This window comes from Allomesorhizobium aridi (assembly GCF_043769475.1).
Taxonomy (GTDB): domain Bacteria; phylum Pseudomonadota; class Alphaproteobacteria; order Rhizobiales; family Rhizobiaceae; genus Allomesorhizobium.
The window spans coordinates 3,774,263-3,791,864 of record NZ_CP171729.1 but is presented as its reverse complement, the minus strand read 5'-3'; the positions used below and the strand labels follow the sequence as shown (position 1 = coordinate 3,791,864).

The following is a 17,602-nucleotide window of genomic DNA, read 5'->3' as shown; positions in this document are numbered from 1 at the left end:
TAGCAATGGGCAGCGCCAGCGAAACACAAGGTCCGATGAACAGCAAAAGCGGAAAGGAACATTTCCAGCTTCCCCTGATGTTCGCATTTCGCGATGCGTTTGAGGAGGGCGACGCCAGGAAGCGCATCGAAGAGCGGGTCGGCGGCGAGCGCGTGATATCCGGACGCGGGTCGCTGAAACGCCGTGGCGCCGACGAGACGCTCCTCAAGCGGAACCTGGCACTGGATCTCCTGTCGTTGGTCAACACGATCGATCTCGCTTCGGCGGTCGACATATCGGACCTCGACTATGTCAGCCGTTCCGTTCTCAATTTCGGGCTGAGCGACGTCTCGCGGCTGACCAGCCAGGAAATCGGCGTCGAGGAAATCGCCTTCAATCTGAAGGAAGCCCTGCTCAACCACGAGCCGCGCCTGAGGTCGGACACGCTGCGCGTCGAAAAAGACATCGAGGAGGACGAGGTCGAGCAGCGCATACGGTTCACTGTTTCGGCGGAAATGGCGTGCAAACCGCTGGATGTGCCGATGGAATTCGCCGCCGAGGTGGAGGTCGGGTCGGGCAAGGTTCGGCTGACGCGTCTTCCGGTCGCGATATGAATCGCGAATTCCTGGAGCTGTACAATCGCGAATTGCAGCTCCTCTACGAGCGCTCCAGGGAGTTCGCCGAAGAATTCCCGGGCGTTGCCGAGCGGCTTGGCGGCCTGACCGAGGAAACGATGGACCCCGGCCTTGTCGGGCTGCTGCAAGGCAGCGCCTTCATGGCTGCGCGCGTCCAGCTCAAGCTCAAAAGCGAGTTCGCCGAATTCACCTCGTCGCTACTCGACCAGTTGCTGCCCAACTATCTCGCCCCGATTGCCTCGGCGACGCTTGTCCAGGCGGCGCCGCCCTTCGAGGATTCCAGCCTTGTCGAGGGCAGGCGCTTTGCGCGGGGCGACTATATCGACGCGGTCTATGTCGAGCAGGAACGGCGCGTCTCGTGCCGGTTCCGGCTGCGCAGCGAACTGGCGATCTGGCCGCTGCATCTTGAGACGGCCGAATATTATGCCGTGCAGGCGCCGCTGCACGCGCTTGGCCTCGACGTTGCGCCGGGCGTAACCTCGGGCCTGCGCCTCGGTTTCCGGCGGTTGAGCGCCCGTCCCGGCGCGGAAAAGGCCGGCCCGCCGAAACCGGAAGGGCCGCTCAAAGATGTCAAGGTCGACAGCCTGCCGATCTACCTTCTCGGGCCGGTGCACGATGCGGTCGCGCTATACGAGCAGCTGTTCGCCAGCTGCAAGCGCATCACCATCCGCTATCTCGACCCGCTCGGCGATCCCAAATTCCTGTCGGCGCCGCTCACCCTGCTCGAGCAGATCGGCTTCGGCGAGGAAGAAACCCTGTTCGAGCGCGACGACCGGTTCTTTTCGGGCTTCGAACTGCTGCGGGATTTCTTTGCGTTTCCGAACAAGTTCCTGGGTTTCCGGCTGCAGGGGCTGCGCAAGCTGCTCGCGAGGATCGATGCCCCGGCCTGCGACATACTGTTCGAATTCGGCGCGGTGGTGCCGCGGCTCGCCTCGGTCGTTTCGCCCGCCATGTTCTCGCTCTACACCGCTCCAGCGGCAAACCTTTTCGAGATGAACTGCAGCCGCGTGCCGGTGCGCCGCGGCGAGCATGAGCACAATGTCGTCCCCGACCGCAGCCGGGTTCTCGATTTCGAGGCTCATCGCATCATCGATGTCTTCGCGCACTATCCCGGCCGCAAGGAAAAGGTGCGCGTCTTTCCGCTGTACAGCTTGCCCGCGGAAAACATCCGCGCGTCCGATGCGCTCTACTACACATTCCGCCGGCTGCCGCGCCGGCGAACCGCGCAGGAGCGGCGCTCGGGAGCGCAAAGCCCCTATGTCGGCAGCGAGCTCTTCATATCGCTTTTCGAACCGTCCACCATCGACGATGCCGATCGCGTGCGCGAACTCAGCGTCCGCTGCTTCGTCTCGAACCGGCACCTCAGCGACCAACTGCCGGTAGGCGAGGCGGGCGCCGACTTCTACCTGCTCGACGACACCTCGATCCCGCTTCGTTGCGTGGCCGGCCCAACGCCGGCCCGCGAATCCCTGGTCACGATGGAACGCCGCAATCCCGATACGGCGCCCTACGGCACCACGATGTGGAAGCTCATCAACTTCCTGTCACTCAGCCATCTCGGGCTGATCGACCGCGGTCCGCAGGACAGGGCGGGTCCGCTGCGCGAACTGCTCGCGCTGTTTTCCGATCTGTCCGACGCGGTATCGGAACAGCGGATACGAGGCATAGAGGGCGTTTCCAGCCGCCCGATCGTGAGGCGCCTGCGCCAGAAGAACGGCTTCAACGCCGCCCGCGGAATCGAGATCACGGTCCGGTTCGATGAGCGGGCCTTCGAGGGTGCGGGCATATTCCTGCTCGGGGCTGTTCTCGACCGTTTCTTTGCCGAATACACCTCGCTCAACAGCTTTACCGAAACGGTGATCAGAATCCAGGCAGCGCGGCGTGGTCAAGCGCTGGCCGCCGCGATCAGGATCGAGGGCGGTGCTGTGAGCTTCCGCGGCAACCTCCGGTCTGATCCCGAAACCGTGGATTTCTTTGCCGCGCTTCGTGAACTCGAGCGGTCGGCGACGGCCAAGCCCCGCATCGGCGACAGCGCGGTTCGGGCCGAAGAGGTCGTCGACCTCGGCCAGGATCCGTTCCTGGAGTTCCCTGCGTCCAACATCTCGAAATACGAGGAGACGCCGCGCGGCATTCCCAGCCTCTATTCGCGCTTCCTCGGCTTTTTCGGTCCGCAGGGCGCGCTGCCGCTCAACACCACGGTCGAAGCCTACCATTGGTCGAACGGGCGCGATCCGTCCTTCGCGCGCTTCACCGACATTTTCAGCAACCGCTTCCTGCAGCTGTTCTTCCGGGCATGGGCCGATGCGAGGCCAGTCGCCCAGCGCGACCGGCCGGACAAGGACCGCTTCTTCCGCTATGTCGGGAGCTTCGCAGGCATCGGGCTCGACAGTTTCACCGAGCGCGACAGCCTGCCGGACATGTCGAAGCTGCCGTTCGCCGGGCTCGTCAGCGCCGGCGTCAAGAGCGCTTCGCGGCTGCGGCAACTCGTGCGCGGCGTGTTTCACGTCGACGCCGATGTCGAAGAGCGGGTGGGCTCCTGGCTGGTGTTCGAGCCGTCGGACCGGCTGAGGCTAGGCAGCGATGCCGCGCTCGGCGTCGACACCTTCCTCGGCACCCGGGTCTACAGCATCAACGAAAAGATATGCGTGGTCATCAAGGCGCGCGACCTGATCCAGTACCGCAAGTTCCTTCCCAACGGCAACATGTCGGACAATCTGACCGATCTGGTTTTCTTCTATCTCGGGCATCTGTTCGAATTCGATGTGAAACTTTCGCTTCCCGCCCGCTGCGCTCCGCCGACCCGCCTCGGCGTTTCGGGAGAACTCGGCTGGACAGCCTGGATCGCGCCCAGAGCGGATGCGGGCGACGATGTCTATTTCGACGACGCCCGCTTCAACGTGCTGGAAAGACGCCGCGCCAGGCAAGCCGGGCAGAAGCGGCAGTAACCCCTCAGGAGGGCATGCCATGAGTGAGATCAGTCTTGAAACGGTGACCGGCAAACTGAACCGGCTCGGCTACGACGCGTTCATGCGCTCGCTGCGCCACGCCAAGAAGGCCGGCAACCGCAATGTCGAACTGGCGCACTGGCTCTTCCATATCCTGTCGAACGACCGCTCGGATGTTTCCCTGGCGCTCGACCACTACAAGATCGACAGGGCGAGGGTGCTGAAGGATCTCGCCGAGGTCGTCGATGGCTTCCGCAAAAACGAGACCGAGATGCCCGGCATCTCGACGCAGATCACCGACGCGCTCGACCGCGGCTGGCACTATGCGACGCTGTTTTTCGGCGAAACCCAGATACGCACCGGCCACATACTGGTCGCTGCGCTGAAATCCAACGAGATTCGCCGCGCCATCAACCAGCTTTCGAAGCAGTTCGGCCAGCTCGACGCCGATCGTGTGGCAAGCGATTCGCGCACAGTGTGGGCGCAGTCGGACGAGGAAAACCTGCGCCCGATGGACGGCTCGGGCCTTGCCGCGCGCGACGCGGTGGCGGCGCCGGGCGATGGCGCCGAGGGCAAGCGCGGCACGACGGCGCTCGACCGTTTCTCGATCGACATGACCGCCAAGGCGAAATCCGGCGAGATGGACCCGGTGGTCGGGCGCGACGAGGAGATCCGCAAGATCATCGACGTTTTGATGCGCCGGCGGCAGAACAACCCGATCCTGACCGGCGAGGCCGGCGTCGGCAAGACCGCCGTCGTCGAAGGTTTTGCCCAGCGGCTCGCCAGCGGCGACGTGCCGCCACAACTGAAGGGCGTGCGGCTCTGCGCGCTCGACATAGGCCTGATGCAGGCCGGCGCTTCGATGAAGGGCGAGTTCGAGCAGCGGCTGCGCTCGGTCATCGACGAGGTGCAACAGTCGCCGGTGCCGACCATCCTGTTCATCGACGAGGCGCATACGCTGATCGGCGCGGGCGGCGCTCAGGGAACGGGCGACGCGGCGAACCTGTTGAAGCCGGCGCTGGCGCGCGGAACGCTGCGTACGATCGGGGCAACCACCTGGGCCGAATACCGCCAGTATTTCGAGAAGGATCCGGCGCTCACCCGCCGGTTCCAGGCCGTCAACGTCGAAGAACCCAGCATCGAAAAGTGCTGCTACATGCTGCGCGGCATCCTCGCGCCGATGGAAAAGCACCACAAGGTGCGCATATCGGACGAGGCCGTGGTCGCGGCCGTGCACCTGTCGGCGCGCTACATTCCGGCTAGGCAACTGCCCGACAAGGCCGTCAGCCTGCTCGACACCGCCTGCGCGCGTGTGGCGATCAGCCAGTCGACGACACCCGCCGCAATCGCGGATCTCAAGGTGCTGATCGAATCGCGCCAGAAGGAGTTGGAAGCGCAGCAGCGCGAAGAGGATATCGGCCGCCAGGACGAGGAGCGCATGGCCGAACTCAAGACGGAGATCGCCGAGGCCGAGACGAAACTCACCGCCCTGCAGGCGGAGTTCGAAAAGGAAAGCGCGATTGTCGGCGAGATCAGGAAGCTGCGCGACGCGATCGGCGCCGGACTGTCGCAGGCGGCGAGTGCGACAACCTCGCCGATGGCAGCCGAGGCCGCCGAGTCGGTTACCGGGCCTGTGAGCGAAGCTGCGGTGAACGACAACGTCACCACCCCCGTCGAGGCAGTGGCCGAAGGCAATGTGCTGGTCGTGGCGACCGCCGACGGCACCGGCGACTCCGGCCAGCAACGCGCCGAACTCAAGAGCAAGCTCGGCGAGTTGGACGAGCGCAGCCCCGACAGCCGCATGATCTACGCCCATGTCGACGAGCAGGCGGTCGCGTCCGTCGTCTCCGACTGGACCGGCATCCCGGTCGGGCGGATGGTGCGCGACGAGGTGCAGACGGTGCTGCAACTCGCGGAGATCATGAACAAGCGTGTCGTCGGCCAGAGCCACGGCCTGAAGATGATCGCCAAGCGCATCGAGACCAACCGCGCCAAGCTCGACAATCCCAACAAGCCGATCGGCGTCTTCATGCTGTGCGGGCCGTCGGGCGTCGGCAAGACCGAGACGGCGCTGGCGCTGGCGGAATCGCTCTATGGCGGCGAGCAGAACATCATCACCATCAACATGTCGGAGTTCCAGGAGGCGCACACCGTCTCCCTGCTCAAGGGCGCGCCCCCGGCTATGTCGGCTATGGCGAGGGCGGACGGCTGACCGAGGCGGTGCGCCGCAAGCCGTACAGCGTGGTGCTGCTCGACGAGGTCGAGAAGGCGCACCCCGACGTGCACGAGCTCTTCTTCCAGGTCTTCGACAAGGGCCAGATGGAAGACGGCACCGGCCGCGTCATCGACTTCAAGAACACGCTGATCATCCTGACCTCCAATGTCGGCACGGAAGTCATCATGAAGATGGCCGACGAGGGCAAGACCGAGGTCGATCCCGAGACGCTCGGCACGGCGCTGCGGCCGTATCTGACGCAGGTGTTTCCGCCGGCGCTGCTCGGCCGCATCGTCACCATTCCCTATTTCCCGCTGTCGCCCGATATGCTGGGCGGCATCGTGCGGCTGCAGCTCAACCGCATCGCCAAACGCATCGCCGAAAATCACGATGCCGAGTTCGCCTACACCGACGCGGTGGTGGAACATATCGTGTCACGCTGCAACGACCCGGATTCCGGCGGGCGCATGATCGACAACATCATCACCAACACGCTGCTGCCCGAGCTGTCGCGGCATTTCCTCAACCGCGCGCTGGAGAAAGCGGAGATTTCAACCGCGAAGGTCGATGTGAAGGAAGGGACGTTCGAATACGCGGTCCAGTAATGTCGCGTACGATTGCGGGGAATTTGAACATGAAAGTCGGGTCGCAGGAACAGATCGCAGGAGATGTCACGACGCTGAACTGGATCGGCCCCCGCCCGCCCAGATCGATCGAAACAGCGCTGGGGTTCGCTGCCGGACGACTCTCCGCCGGGTATTGGGTCCTGCTGCTCAAGGAGCGACTTGAGCCGGATGATTTCGAATTTTCCGGCAACACGCTTCGCTCAGGAGGTCGGCTAGGCCTGCCGGCGTCCAACGTCGCTGAGGATGCAAAGCGCACGCGCGTTCACGACCAGATAATGGCTGAACGGGGAGTCGCTGGTTACCGGGCGCTGCAAGCAGCAGGTGATAGGTTCAATTCAGATCGTCGGCTCCAATCGCATCGCCAAAGTGCGGCCGGTCACCCGACACGACGCCAATATGCCCCCGGATCTGCAATATCCGATGGGCGGCGGCGGACTGCAATGGACGCTGGTCAAGAAGAAGAAGTTCCTGGTCGCGATGGAAGTACGGCCTGACGGAACTGCGATCACGCCATCCTTCACCGTCGCGCTGTCTGAAAATCAACCCGCGCAACAACTGTACGCCAACCGACACAAGATCGCGGCATATCTGCAGAGCGCATAATCACCACCGCCAGATGTCGTCTCTCAAATCGCCGTAGCCGCCAGTTCGACCACCTTCTGCATCGTCTCGCGGTATTTCAAAAATTCCGGCGAGGTTCTGACCACGGTCTTGGTGGTAACGCTGGGACCGGACGGGATCGGAGCCGCTTTGCCGCTCATCTTCTTCTCGGCCCAGGCCACGACATAGGAAGCGTCCTTGCCGGTCAGGAATGGGTTTGCGCTGATGACCTGCGCGCCCAGGACCACGGCGAGCGGAGCGTCGGCCGGCGCCGAAAGCACGATGTTTGCGCCTTCGGGTCCGAGGAAGTGCGCCAGGTAGAGCCGGCCGGCGGTGATGGCGTGCCCGCGTGAGCGCAACCGCGCCTCGTTCTCTCGCGCCAGGTTGGCGACCATCTCGCGCGAGATGGTCGGGTCGAAGCGCAGCGCCAGCAGTTCCTCCGTGGACATCGAGCGGAACAGGTCCGGGCGGTAGGTCTGCATCATGCGGAGCCAGGTCGACTTGATGAACTGGCCGAGCCCGGTGGCGCTGGAGAGCGGGTTCTTGGCGCGGGCGTTGCCGCCGCTTTCGACGCGGATAATGCGGTTCACCAGCTTGTCCACCGCCGATCCGTCGGAGATCTCGGCCACGGCCGTCGCCAGCGGGTCTATGGCGATGCCGTTCATATAGAGCTCGAAATGAAGATGCGGGCCTGTCGAGAGCCCTGTCGTTCCGACATAGCCGACAATGTCGCCGGCGCTCACAGCCAGCCCCGGCTTGACGCCGTCCTCGAAGCGGCTGAGGTGGGCGTAGGCCGTCGCCTTGACCCCGCCATGCGAGATGCGGATGACATTGCCGTAGCCTTTGCCGTCGCCCGCGAACTCCACCGTCCCGTCGAACGCCGCCATCACCGGCGTGCCGATCGGGGCTTTCCAGTCCACGCCTTTGTGCAGCCGCACCTTCTTCAGGATGGGGTGGCGGCGCGGACCGAATGTCGAGGTCAGCACCCCGTTGACCGGGTTCACCATGCCGTTGGCGACAGTCACGCTGTGCTGCTCGTCCTTCTCGGTCATGCAGGAAAAGTCGGCGCCGGGCGCGGGTTGATAGACAAAGCATTCGAAGTTCCGGTCTTTGCCGCGGATCGCCACATAGAGGATGCGGCCGGCGTTGCGCCCTTCGTCGCGGGGGGCGGGTGCGAAGATGAGCACCAGCCGGTCCTCGGGAGTCGCCATGGATTGCAGGTCGAAGGCGCGCGACACCAGCATGATGGCTTCGCCGGTCACTCCGGCGGGCACATTGTTGCGCGTCGCCGTGCTGTAGATCGCGTCGAGCAGCCGGTAGCTCAGGTTCTGCGTCTCCGGCGTCTGCTCCTGCACAAATGTCGAGAGATCCTCACCGATCCACGGGTCGGCGCCGGCGACGAATTCGCCGCTGTCGGAAAGCGCGATGGTGCCGAGATATTTGTCGGGCGTGTTGATGGACGCCTGCACCAGCGTGAAGCGGGCCTCAGCGACGGGCCTGTAGCCGCGCAGGCCGACCACATAGCGGTCGCCCAGCGTTTCCACTCCGATGATGGCCTTCGCCGCGTCGTTGGCCTTCTTCGCATCCTCGGCGCTGAAGCCGTATTCGGCGACGATGCTCTCCAGCGGCCGTTCGCCCTTCACTGAAACCGTGAAGTCTTCGATCTGCGCGAAGCGGTCGATCTCGCGCTTCACCACGTGCACGGTGGTCGTATCCTCGATCGCCGTTTCCTTGAAGCCGGGCAGGGCCTCTTCGGCCTGACCGACGGTCTCGCCCCAGCCGGCGTCGGTGTCGGCCCCTGCTTCGCCGATCATCCCCGGCTCGGGAACGGCCGCCTGCAGGTCCTCGATCGCGATGCCTTCCTCTTCCAGCGGCAGGATGACCTCGCCTTCCAGATCGTCCTGTCCGGCGACCGGGACCAGAATCTCGTCGGTTTCGTCGGCTATGCCGCCCTCTTCATCGGCAATTCCCGTCCCTGTCTCGGCCTCTTGGGTTGCAGGCGGAACGTCCCGCGTCTCCTCGACGGGCTGGACGGCCGTCAAGCGGCGGCGGCCGCTCTGCGACTGGAAAAACGCGAAATCCTCCGGGCTCGAAGGCAGCGCCATGATGCGCTGGCTGGAGGACAGCATCGTGTCGGCGAGAAACTGCACATTGTCGGGAATGCCCGGCTGCTTCAGCTCGGGCGGCAGGGGAATTTCGCGCAGCTTGCCCGCCCTTTCGGCTGTGGAGCCGAGGCGGATTATCAGCGGATCGCCGGCCAGGTCGACGATCGCGTTGACGAAGACCGGCCGCTTCGGCTTCTCGACTACCGGTTCCGGGGTTGGCGCGTCCGCCACGATCGCTGTTTCGTCGGAGAGCCATCCGAACCAGCCGGCATAGAACGCCGCCAGCACGGCCAAGGCCACGATTCCGGCAGCGGCAAGCATCAGTTTTCTTCGCGCCGCGCGGCCGCGCTCCTCCCGTGCCTGCCTCCGTCTGCGGCGGAAGCTGTCGTCGATCTGGTGCATCTAGCTTGAATCCGGATCCTTCAGGAACAGCGTCCATCGGATCATCGCCTGGGTATCGACCTCCATGAAGCGGACCGCCTGGTAGCCGCGCTGCCAGCAGGAATCGGTCGCTTCAATGAGGAATTTCTTCGGGCCGACGCACATTTCGTGCCCGGCGAAATCGCCCGAAAGGACAGGCTGGCCGAACACGTCCGTCGCGTAGACATAGATGTAGCGGCTGACCAGCTCTTCCTTGATGACGTCGACACAGCGGTTGGCGCCGATCGTCCACCACCCTTCCGAACTGAAAACGCCTCTGGTTTCGGTGGCGACGGCCAGGTTGATTGCGTCGATCGTCTGGTTGCACACGGCGAACTGGGCCTTTGCGGGCGCGCCCGTGCCCAGGAAGAAGCCGAGGAACGTCAGCAGGGCGGCAATTGCGCCCCGGAGATTTTTCACTTTCCAGCCATCGGCGACGGCTTGCGAGGCCGCCCCGTTGCCGAGCCGCAACCACATTCCGCCAGGCCCAGGCAAGCGCTCCACGGAACAACCTTTCGGCAAGATCGCCTATTCTCTGGCGAGACTCTGCCACCCGGCTGTTTTTCTTGCAACTCATCGTCGGCGGAAGGCAGCCATCTTTTTCCTGCTATGGTCTTTTCGTTTTCCAGCAGTTGGACGATAGTAAATCGCGAGCTGTTCTTGCTTGCCATTTTGGGGAGAACCTGATCGTGCGGAACGTGACCGTCGCTCTTGCCGCCGCGGCGCTACCGCTGTTCGCCGTTGGCGGCGCGGCTCAGGCCCAGGACAAGCCGCTCGCGATCGAACTGAACAAGACCTCCGACGCCGGCGCGGGATGCCGGCTCACCTTCGTCGCCACGAACGGCGCCGGAGTCGCTCTCGACAAGGCTTCATATGAAATCGCCGTGTTCGACGCCCGCAAGCAGGTGGCGAAGCTCCTGATCTTCGAATTCGGCAGGCTGCCCATCGGCAAAACCAGGGTGGTCGAGTTCGAGTTTGCCGATCTCGGCTGCAAGGACATATCGCGCGTGCTCGTCAACACCTCGACCGAATGCGTTTCGGGCGGCCAGGACACGCAGATCTGCCTCGACAATCTGCAGACGAGTTCGCTTTCGGAAATTGCATTCGACCAATAGCGTCCGGGTCAGGCGGGTATAGCCAATGCGCGACATCATCATCGGACAATTCTATTCGATCGGCGGCCCGGTCCTCGCCATTCTGCTGGTCCTGTCCTTCGTCGCCACCGCCGTCGCCATCTTCAAGCTCATTGCGCTGTCGCGGCTCGGCGTCGGCCGGCGCAAGGCCGCCGATCAGGCGTTGGCGAAATGGGAGGCAGGCGATGTCGGTGGCGCGCAGATGCTCGCTGCATCCGACCATTCCGCCCTGGGCCGCGTCGTGGCCGAAGCCGCCGGCGCGCGGCTCAAATGGCCGAACGACAAGGAACGCGCCCGCGAGGTCGCCACCGGCAAGGCGCTCGGCCTGCTCGATGCGATGAACCGGCACGTGCGCCTGCTGGAGACCTGTGTGCAGGCAGCGCCCATGCTTGGTCTCCTCGGCACCGTGCTCGGTATGATCGCCGCCTTCAACGAAATGTCGGGCGGGGGTGGCGTGGTCAACCCGACGCAGTTGGCCGGTGGAATCTGGGTCGCGCTGTCGACCACCGCGTTCGGCCTCACCATCGCCATCCCGCTCTATTTCTTCACCAGCTGGATCGAAGGCCGGATCGAGCGCGAACGCGCAGCCATGGACAGCGCCATACTGAAGATCGTCTATGGAAGCGGCATCGAGTTCGCGCAGTCGCCGATCGCCGCGCCCCACGCGCAGCCGTTCGCCGAACCGGTCCCGTTGAGACGCTGAGTTGCGGCGATGGCGATCAGCGCGCTCAGGGGACAGCGAAAGCAGACCGCGCGCTTCATGCTCGTTCCGCTGATCGACGTCATTTTCCTGCTGCTTACCTTCTTCATGCTGTCTTCCAGCATCGAGCCCTATTCGTCGATCATGCTCGGCGAATACGGACAGGAAGCCGAATCTTCCGTTGAACCGGCGGCGCCGCCCGCCCGCCCGGATCTGGTGCTTTCGGTGTCGCGCGGCGGCGTACAGGCCAATGGAAACCCTGTCGCGCTCGCCGACGTCGCCGCGACCCTTGCGGCTCTCCGGCACGAAGGCGCGGAAACCGTGATCGTGTTCACCAGGGCCACGGCGACGGTGCAGGACATCGTCACCGTTCTCGATGCGCTCAGGAAGGCGTCGTTCACCTCGGTGACGATCCGCAAGCGGGCGGCCGGCCAGTGACGGCGTCCGGCGGGAACAGGACGATGCTGCGTTCTGTCAGGCGGCAGGACAAGCTCGATTTCCCGTTCGCCACCATCAACATCATCCTTTTGCTGCTGTTTTTCTTCATCGTCACCGGATCGATCGTCGGCGGCAACGAGACCGCCGTCGCGCCGCCGCGCACGGAGCGCCTGCCGCCCGAGCGCCTGCCGCGCCCGCTGCTTCTGATCGACGGAACAGGCAGGCTTTTTCTCGATGATGTGCCGGTCGATACCGCGGCGGTCGTGGCGCGGGCGGCGAGTTCAAACTGGCCGGTCCTCAACATCGTCGCCGACCGCGAATATTCGGCCGCCTCTTTCCTCGCGGTCGTCGAAGAGATGCGCGCCGCCGGCATAGCCGTGCGCATCGTGACGCTCAGCGCCGAGGAGACTACCGGGAGCATCGGACAATGAGCGCCGCCGAACCCGGACGGCGCTACTGGGCCATAGCCGTCATCGCCTCGCTTGCCCTGCATGCGGGCGCGGCCGGTGCGGCTGCGATGCTGTTCGAGACCTACCGGCGGGATGCGGTGCGCACCGACTTCATCTTTTCGGACGCGCCGGCGTCCGCCGTCGCGCCGGTCGCCCCTGCCGCCGAGCGGGTGGCGGCCGTGCAGGTGCGTTCCGAAGCTGTTGAACGCATCGCGCCAATGGCATCGGAGCGCGTGAATGCGCGGGAGATCGCGACCGCCGTGGCTGTGCAGCGGGAACTCGCCCAGCCGGTAGCGCCGTCCCGGGCGGAAACCGCGGCGGCTGCAACCCTCCGGCCGAGTTCTGCCGTGGCAACGATCGCGGAGGAGCGGGCGGATCGCGCGGCGGAACCGATATCGTCTGCCCGCCTGTCGCGCGTCTCTCCGGCAAGCGCCGCGCGCCTGGAGCCCACCGCTACCGAAGTGGCCGCCGCTGCCGTCATCGCTGTGGAAAGCGTATTGGCTTCGGACCAGCCCGCTCTTTCGCCGTCCACTTCCGTACTGGCGGAAACCGTCGCAGCCGAGCGGGAAAGCGCGTCGCCTGTCCAGTCGCCGTCCGCCGTGGCGCCGGCTACAACGAACGCGGCCCGCACGGAGCAAACACCTTCCCGCGCTACCCAGGAAGTCGCGGCGCTCGCTCGGCCCACACAGAGGATCCCGGCCGCCGCCGAGCGGCTTTCCCCGGCTGTTCCGCCGCGCAGGCTCGAAGCGATACGGCCGGCGGAGCCGCCGCTCCAGACGGCGCTTCTTACTCCGGAGCGCCCGGATTCGTCGAGTGCCGAGAGGGTGGCACCGCAGCCAGATCCATACCGGGACGCGGTTGATTTCATCAGGCGCTTCGATGGCGGCGACTGCTTCGCGGCGCTCCCAACCCGCCACGACAAGGTGGAGTTCCGCACCTTCGGGACGGAGGCGTCGCGCCACGTGGACTTCGCGCGGGCATATGCCAAGATTTCCGGCGCACCGGCCAACATCCGTTCGGGCGAACTGGCCGAAGCGCAGTGTCAGGCGCTGGGATTCATCCGCAAATCGGATGGCTATCCGGAGTTCTCGTTGTCCCTCCGCCTCGACACGCCCGAGGTGCCGAGCGGGACGGTGCTTTCCGGCAGCATTCTCGACGCCGGGGAGCAAAAGGTTCATCTGCTTCTGGTGGACGACGAAGGCCGCGTACAACTGGCCGACGAGTTCATTTCCGCCGCCAGCCGGACGGAACGGCGCTTCAGCCTGCCGGTGTTCCTCACCGGCGGTCCGGTGCGAACGCAGCAATTGCTGATCGCCATCGCTTCCGACCGCGCGGTGCCGATGCTGCGCAACGAGGTAGACCAGCCGGCGGGCGAGTTCTTTGCCCGGCTGGCCAGGCAGGTGGCGGCCAGCGACGCGGAGCTGAATATCGCGGTCGAAGCGTTCAGCGTCCGCTGATCCGCCAAGCCTTTAGCCGGCTATCGGTTCAGCCGGAAATAGCCGAAGTCGAGCCCTACCTCGCCGTTCATGCCCTTGATTTCGCGAGCGAGCTTGGGAAACAGGTCGGCGGCGCGCGCCGGCGTCCTGCCCTCCGGCACATGCAGGCCGGTGTCGCTGGTGATCGCGATCAGCATCTCGGGCGATTCCTGCCTGATGCGCCGGTCGTTGAACGTCATCTCGAAAATGTCGGTGTCGCCGCTCGTCGTCCGCTCGGCATAGCTGTCCATGTTGTAGGCGAAGCCGTCACCGTCGACGAGGATCAGATCGAGAACGCCGCTTGCGGGCTTCTGAACGGTCGCGACAAGGCTTTCGCCCAGTTGCAGATTGTCGGCTGTCAGCGTCAGCGACGGGTTGTTCCTGGCCGACGGCTGCACGCTCTTCAGGAAGTCGGCCACCGCGCATTGGGCGTCGGTGATCAGATGCCCGTTTATCTCGGGTTCGATCGGGCTGGATTTCTTCAGCGTCGCGTAGAGCTTCTCGAAAGGTTCCGCCGACAGGCCGAACCCCTTTATGTCGATGGCATCGTCCGAAACCGTGGTGACTGCCGCGAAGAAGCAACTGCCGCCATCATAGTCGCGCATCTCCGAGACGCCGAAATCCACCGTGTCTGACATCCGGTTTGCGGCTTCCTGCGTTTCTTCCACACTCGGCTGGGTCGTCTCCGGCGGCGGCCCGGCGTCGACAGAAGGCTCGTCCGTGATCGGCGGAGCTGGCTCCAGGGCTTCCGGCCGCTCGTCAGTCGGAGCCTTGGCCTCCTGCACCGTCTCGGGCGGCGCGGTTTCTACCGGCGGCTGGGCATCCGGCGGCCGGCCGGTTTCCTGCAACTCGGCGGGCGCTGTCTCTTTCAGGATGTCCTCGAATGTGGTGCCCGGCGGCAGCGTCGCGGGCGGCGGATTCTCGGCCGGCTTTTCCATTACAGGCGGCGGGGCCACAGGATCCTGCCGCGCGATCTCGGTTTGATCGGCAGGCCCGATATAGCCGAGCATGTAGGCCGCGCCCGCTCCGCCCGCGAGCAACAGCGCCAGCGCTCCGCCCAACATCGCGTATCTGGCGGAACCCGCCCGCGTAGGCGGCGCCTGGCCGGTTCCGCCCATGCCCGGCTCTCCGGCAAGCTGCGGCGGCGGGGCGTCGCCAAAGGGCGATTCCGATTGCCTGAACGGCGATCCCGCGTTCGGGCCCGGGCCGCCGAAGGGAGATTGCGACGGCTGCGATGCCGGAAAAGCGCTCGCTTGATCCGGCCAGCCGGTTGAGCCCGCGAAAGGCTGCGACGGTGCGGCGGCCGGAGGCAGGGATGCGGGAAATTGCGCTGCGGAAGCGGGCGGTTGCGATCCGCCGGGCGGCTGCGATGCCTCCGGCGAGGGCTGAACCCACGTTCCTTGCTGTGATGTCGCTGCCGCAGGCAGAGGCGGCATTGTGGGCGAAGCGAACACGTCGGCGCCACGCACCGTTGCGCCGGCGCTCCCGGCGCGCAGCCACTCGGCGACATCGGAGGCGCTTTGCGGCCGGCTTTCCGGATCGGGCTGAAGCATGGCCTCGACCAGCGGCCTCAGGCTTTCGTCGACGCCGGTCAGGTCCGGAACGCTGCGCCGTTTGTCGACCACCTCGACATGGGAGCCGCCCATGTCGAGCACCTCGCCGCGAAGCGCTGCGGCCATGACCAGCCCGAGGCTGTATATGTCCGAGCGGCCCGTGACCTCGCCGTTCTTGATGCCGAGCTGTTCGGGCGAAACGAAATTGTATTTGCCGGCAAAATTGCCGCCGATCAGCGTGCCGCCGCCGGCCGCCGCCGAGCGCGCAATGCCGAAATCGATGATCTTCGGCTGCCTGACGTCACCGTTCTGCAGGATGATGTTGTCCGGTGAAAGATCGCGGTGGACGACGCCCGCGTTGTGCGCCAGCGCCAGGCCGTCGGCCACCCGCACGAACAGCGTCCGCGCCTCGGCCGCGCTCAGCGGACCAAGCGAAATGCGGTCGGCGAGCGACTGGCCGTCGACGAACTCCATCGCCAGATAGGGCCGGCCGATGCGCGGGTCGCGCGAAAACGAGTAGTAGCGGACGATGGTTTCGTGGTGCAGGCGGCCGAGTATGGTCGCTTCCTTCTTGAACAAGGCGTATATCGCCTCGTTGTCGGCGAGTTCCGGCAGGATCGCCTTGATCGCCACCGGTTCGCCGGTCTGGATGTTGTGGCCGCGATAGACCTCGCCCATTCCACCCGAGGCGATGCGGGCGTCGATCTCATAGGTGTCGTTCAGCTGCACGCCCGGATCGAGGCTGTTGTTCACGATGATGCGGGTTTTCCCGTCAGAGGACATGGGATCCATCCTGCGTCGGCGTCATCCCAACCACCGGTCCCGCTTTCCCTCGGCGTTCACCCGAAACCGCACGATCACCACCGTCACATTGTCCGTGGCGCCGCGCTCGAGCGTCAGATCGATCAGGACCTTGCAGGCTTCCTGCGCCGAGCGCGCGCTCAGCGTATCACGGATTTCGTCGTCGGAAACGTGGGCAGTCAGCCCGTCGCTGCAGATAAGAAACCTGTCGTCCGGCTGGATCTTGCCGTGGGCAATGTCGAGCATGGGATCTTCCATTGCACCGATCGCGCGGGTGATGACGTTGCGCCGCGGCCAGTTCTCGGCTTCCGCCGGGCTGAGCAGCCCCTTGTCGAGCAGATCCTGCACTTCGGTATGGTCGCGCGACAATTGCGAGAAGCGGCCGTCGCGCAGCATGTAGATGCGGCTGTCGCCGGCCCACATGCAGGCATATTGATACTCGAACGCCAACAGGGCGGCCAGCGTCGAACCGATCGTGCCGGCCTTGCGCGAGGCCGAGATCGCTCGGATCTCGCGATTGGCCAAGGTCACCCGGTCCTCGAAGCGCGCGCGAAGATCGGGCGCCGAACTCGGAATGCCGATCGACTTCAGGTGCTCCACGATGCTGGTGCTGGCGATCTCGCCCGCATCGTGGCCGCCCATTCCGTCGGCGACGGCGAACACGCCGCTGTCGGCCTTCACCAGGTAGCGGTCCTCGTTGAGATCGCGGATCCGTCCGGTATGTGTCATGCCGCAGCTGTCGACGTCGAACACGGCCCGGTTCATGGCTCGCCATCCCGTCCTGTCGCGGTCCCTTGGACGACAAGCGATCCGGCAGCGCGCATATAGGCTTTCGATCCTGTCATCCGTTCAGCCTGACTTGCCTTTTATCATATCGACATAAAAAAAGGGATCGGGCAGCGCGTTGCGGACATAGACGAGCGGCTCAGCCGCCGTGCCGCCATTCGTCCACCAGAAGCTCTTGCCGGAAGCCGAAGCCCAGTAGTCGGCCGCAACGAGGCCGGCGAGAAGAGCGCCGGCGCCGACGCCATCCTCCTGCCAGACCCGGCCGCGCTTGACCGGCAGCGGCCGCGGCTCCGGCGGCTGGGCGTCGCTATCCGGGGCAAGAAGCCCCTCGGTCAGACGGTCGACCTGCACCTCCGCCTTGTCGTCCAGGACGCCGAGCAGACGCGTTTCGATTGCCGTGTACCAGTCGTCCAATGGGTCGAAGGGCGGCGGCGGCATGTCCTCCCCGATTTCGGCGCAATAGAGGATCGTCAGCGGAAAAAACCTGCCGATGCCGTCGACCGAAGGGACCAGCGATCCGGCGCAGGTCGAGCCCAGAATGTCGCCGCCGATCCAGAAGCGCCAGATGGGCGAGACCAGATAATGCTCCTGCCAGGAGCCGCCCAATGCGCTGCGGCTGGCGGCGACCGCCGATTGCAGCCACGTCTCGAAGGGTTCGAGCGTGGCGCGCGGCACGTTGAATGTGACGAAGTCGCGTTTCTGGGGGAGCTTTCCGAAAACGCCGAAGCCCATTCTACAGCTC

The 17,602-nt window shown here is 65.0% G+C and carries 13 protein-coding genes and 1 pseudogene; 9 read left to right on the top strand and 5 right to left on the bottom strand.

Going from position 1 to position 17,602, the window contains the following annotated elements; genetic code table 11:
• Positions 1-35 precede the first annotated feature (35 nt).
• The 4 genes and pseudogenes from ACG873_RS20585 to ACG873_RS20570 all read left to right on the top strand — a co-directional run bounded on the left by ACG873_RS20585 (position 36) and on the right by ACG873_RS20570 (position 7,003).
• A complete protein-coding gene (locus ACG873_RS20585; RefSeq protein ID WP_394887173.1) occupies positions 36-593 on the top strand; it encodes a type VI secretion system baseplate subunit TssE in 558 nt (185 codons plus the stop codon).
• Positions 590-3,559 (top strand): type VI secretion system baseplate subunit TssF, encoded by a 2,970-nt coding sequence (tssF, locus tag ACG873_RS20580; RefSeq protein WP_394887171.1) that lies wholly within the window; start codon positions 590-592, stop codon positions 3,557-3,559. The genes ACG873_RS20585 and tssF overlap by 4 nt, the downstream gene beginning before the upstream one ends.
• Positions 3,560-3,578: 19 nt before the next feature.
• Positions 3,579-6,379 (top strand): annotated as a pseudogene (gene tssH, locus ACG873_RS20575) (type VI secretion system ATPase TssH).
• A 342-nt stretch (positions 6,380-6,721) separates the two neighbouring features.
• A complete protein-coding gene (locus tag ACG873_RS20570) occupies positions 6,722-7,003 on the top strand; it encodes a hypothetical protein (RefSeq protein WP_394887169.1) in 282 nt (93 codons plus the stop codon).
• A 23-nt stretch (positions 7,004-7,026) separates the two neighbouring features.
• Here ACG873_RS20570 and ACG873_RS20565 read toward each other — a convergent pair whose 3' ends face one another.
• Both ACG873_RS20565 and ACG873_RS20560 read right to left on the bottom strand, forming a co-directional pair.
• Positions 7,027-9,507 (bottom strand): peptidoglycan DD-metalloendopeptidase family protein, encoded by a 2,481-nt coding sequence (locus ACG873_RS20565; protein ID WP_394887167.1) that lies wholly within the window; start codon positions 9,505-9,507, stop codon positions 7,027-7,029.
• Positions 9,508-9,996, bottom strand: a complete 489-nt coding sequence (locus ACG873_RS20560) for a DUF1036 domain-containing protein (RefSeq protein WP_394887165.1) — start codon at positions 9,994-9,996, stop codon at positions 9,508-9,510. It lies immediately after the preceding gene.
• A 218-nt stretch (positions 9,997-10,214) separates the two neighbouring features.
• Between ACG873_RS20560 and ACG873_RS20555 the strand changes: the two genes are divergently transcribed.
• Genes ACG873_RS20555 through ACG873_RS20535 form a run of 5 tightly spaced genes read left to right on the top strand, consistent with a single transcriptional unit; the run spans position 10,215 to position 13,702 of the window.
• Positions 10,215-10,640, top strand: a complete 426-nt coding sequence (locus tag ACG873_RS20555; protein WP_394887163.1) for a hypothetical protein — start codon at positions 10,215-10,217, stop codon at positions 10,638-10,640.
• Positions 10,641-10,665: 25 nt separating this feature from the next.
• Complete coding sequence (locus tag ACG873_RS20550; RefSeq protein WP_394887161.1) at positions 10,666-11,361, top strand: MotA/TolQ/ExbB proton channel family protein; 696 nt, start codon at positions 10,666-10,668, stop codon at positions 11,359-11,361.
• Between the two features lie 9 nt (positions 11,362-11,370).
• On the top strand, positions 11,371-11,796 hold the full coding sequence (locus ACG873_RS20545; RefSeq protein WP_394887159.1) for an ExbD/TolR family protein: 426 nt from the start codon (positions 11,371-11,373) through the stop codon (positions 11,794-11,796).
• Positions 11,797-11,819: 23 nt separating this feature from the next.
• Positions 11,820-12,227 (top strand): biopolymer transporter ExbD, encoded by a 408-nt coding sequence (locus ACG873_RS20540; RefSeq protein ID WP_394887157.1) that lies wholly within the window; start codon positions 11,820-11,822, stop codon positions 12,225-12,227.
• Entirely contained in the window at positions 12,224-13,702 is a 1,479-nt protein-coding gene (locus ACG873_RS20535; RefSeq protein WP_394887155.1) for a hypothetical protein, read from the top strand. The genes ACG873_RS20540 and ACG873_RS20535 overlap by 4 nt, the downstream gene beginning before the upstream one ends.
• Positions 13,703-13,722: 20 nt before the next feature.
• Here the strand turns inward: ACG873_RS20535 and ACG873_RS20530 are convergent, their stop codons facing one another.
• The 3 genes from ACG873_RS20530 to tagF all read right to left on the bottom strand — a co-directional run bounded on the left by ACG873_RS20530 (position 13,723) and on the right by tagF (position 17,592).
• Positions 13,723-16,056, bottom strand: a complete 2,334-nt coding sequence (locus ACG873_RS20530; RefSeq protein WP_394887153.1) for a serine/threonine-protein kinase — start codon at positions 16,054-16,056, stop codon at positions 13,723-13,725.
• Positions 16,057-16,077: 21 nt separating this feature from the next.
• A complete protein-coding gene (locus tag ACG873_RS20525; protein ID WP_394887151.1) occupies positions 16,078-16,839 on the bottom strand; it encodes a PP2C family protein-serine/threonine phosphatase in 762 nt (253 codons plus the stop codon).
• A gap of 84 nt (positions 16,840-16,923) precedes the next feature.
• Positions 16,924-17,592, bottom strand: a complete 669-nt coding sequence (tagF, locus tag ACG873_RS20520; protein WP_394887149.1) for a type VI secretion system-associated protein TagF — start codon at positions 17,590-17,592, stop codon at positions 16,924-16,926.
• Positions 17,593-17,602 lie beyond the last annotated feature (10 nt).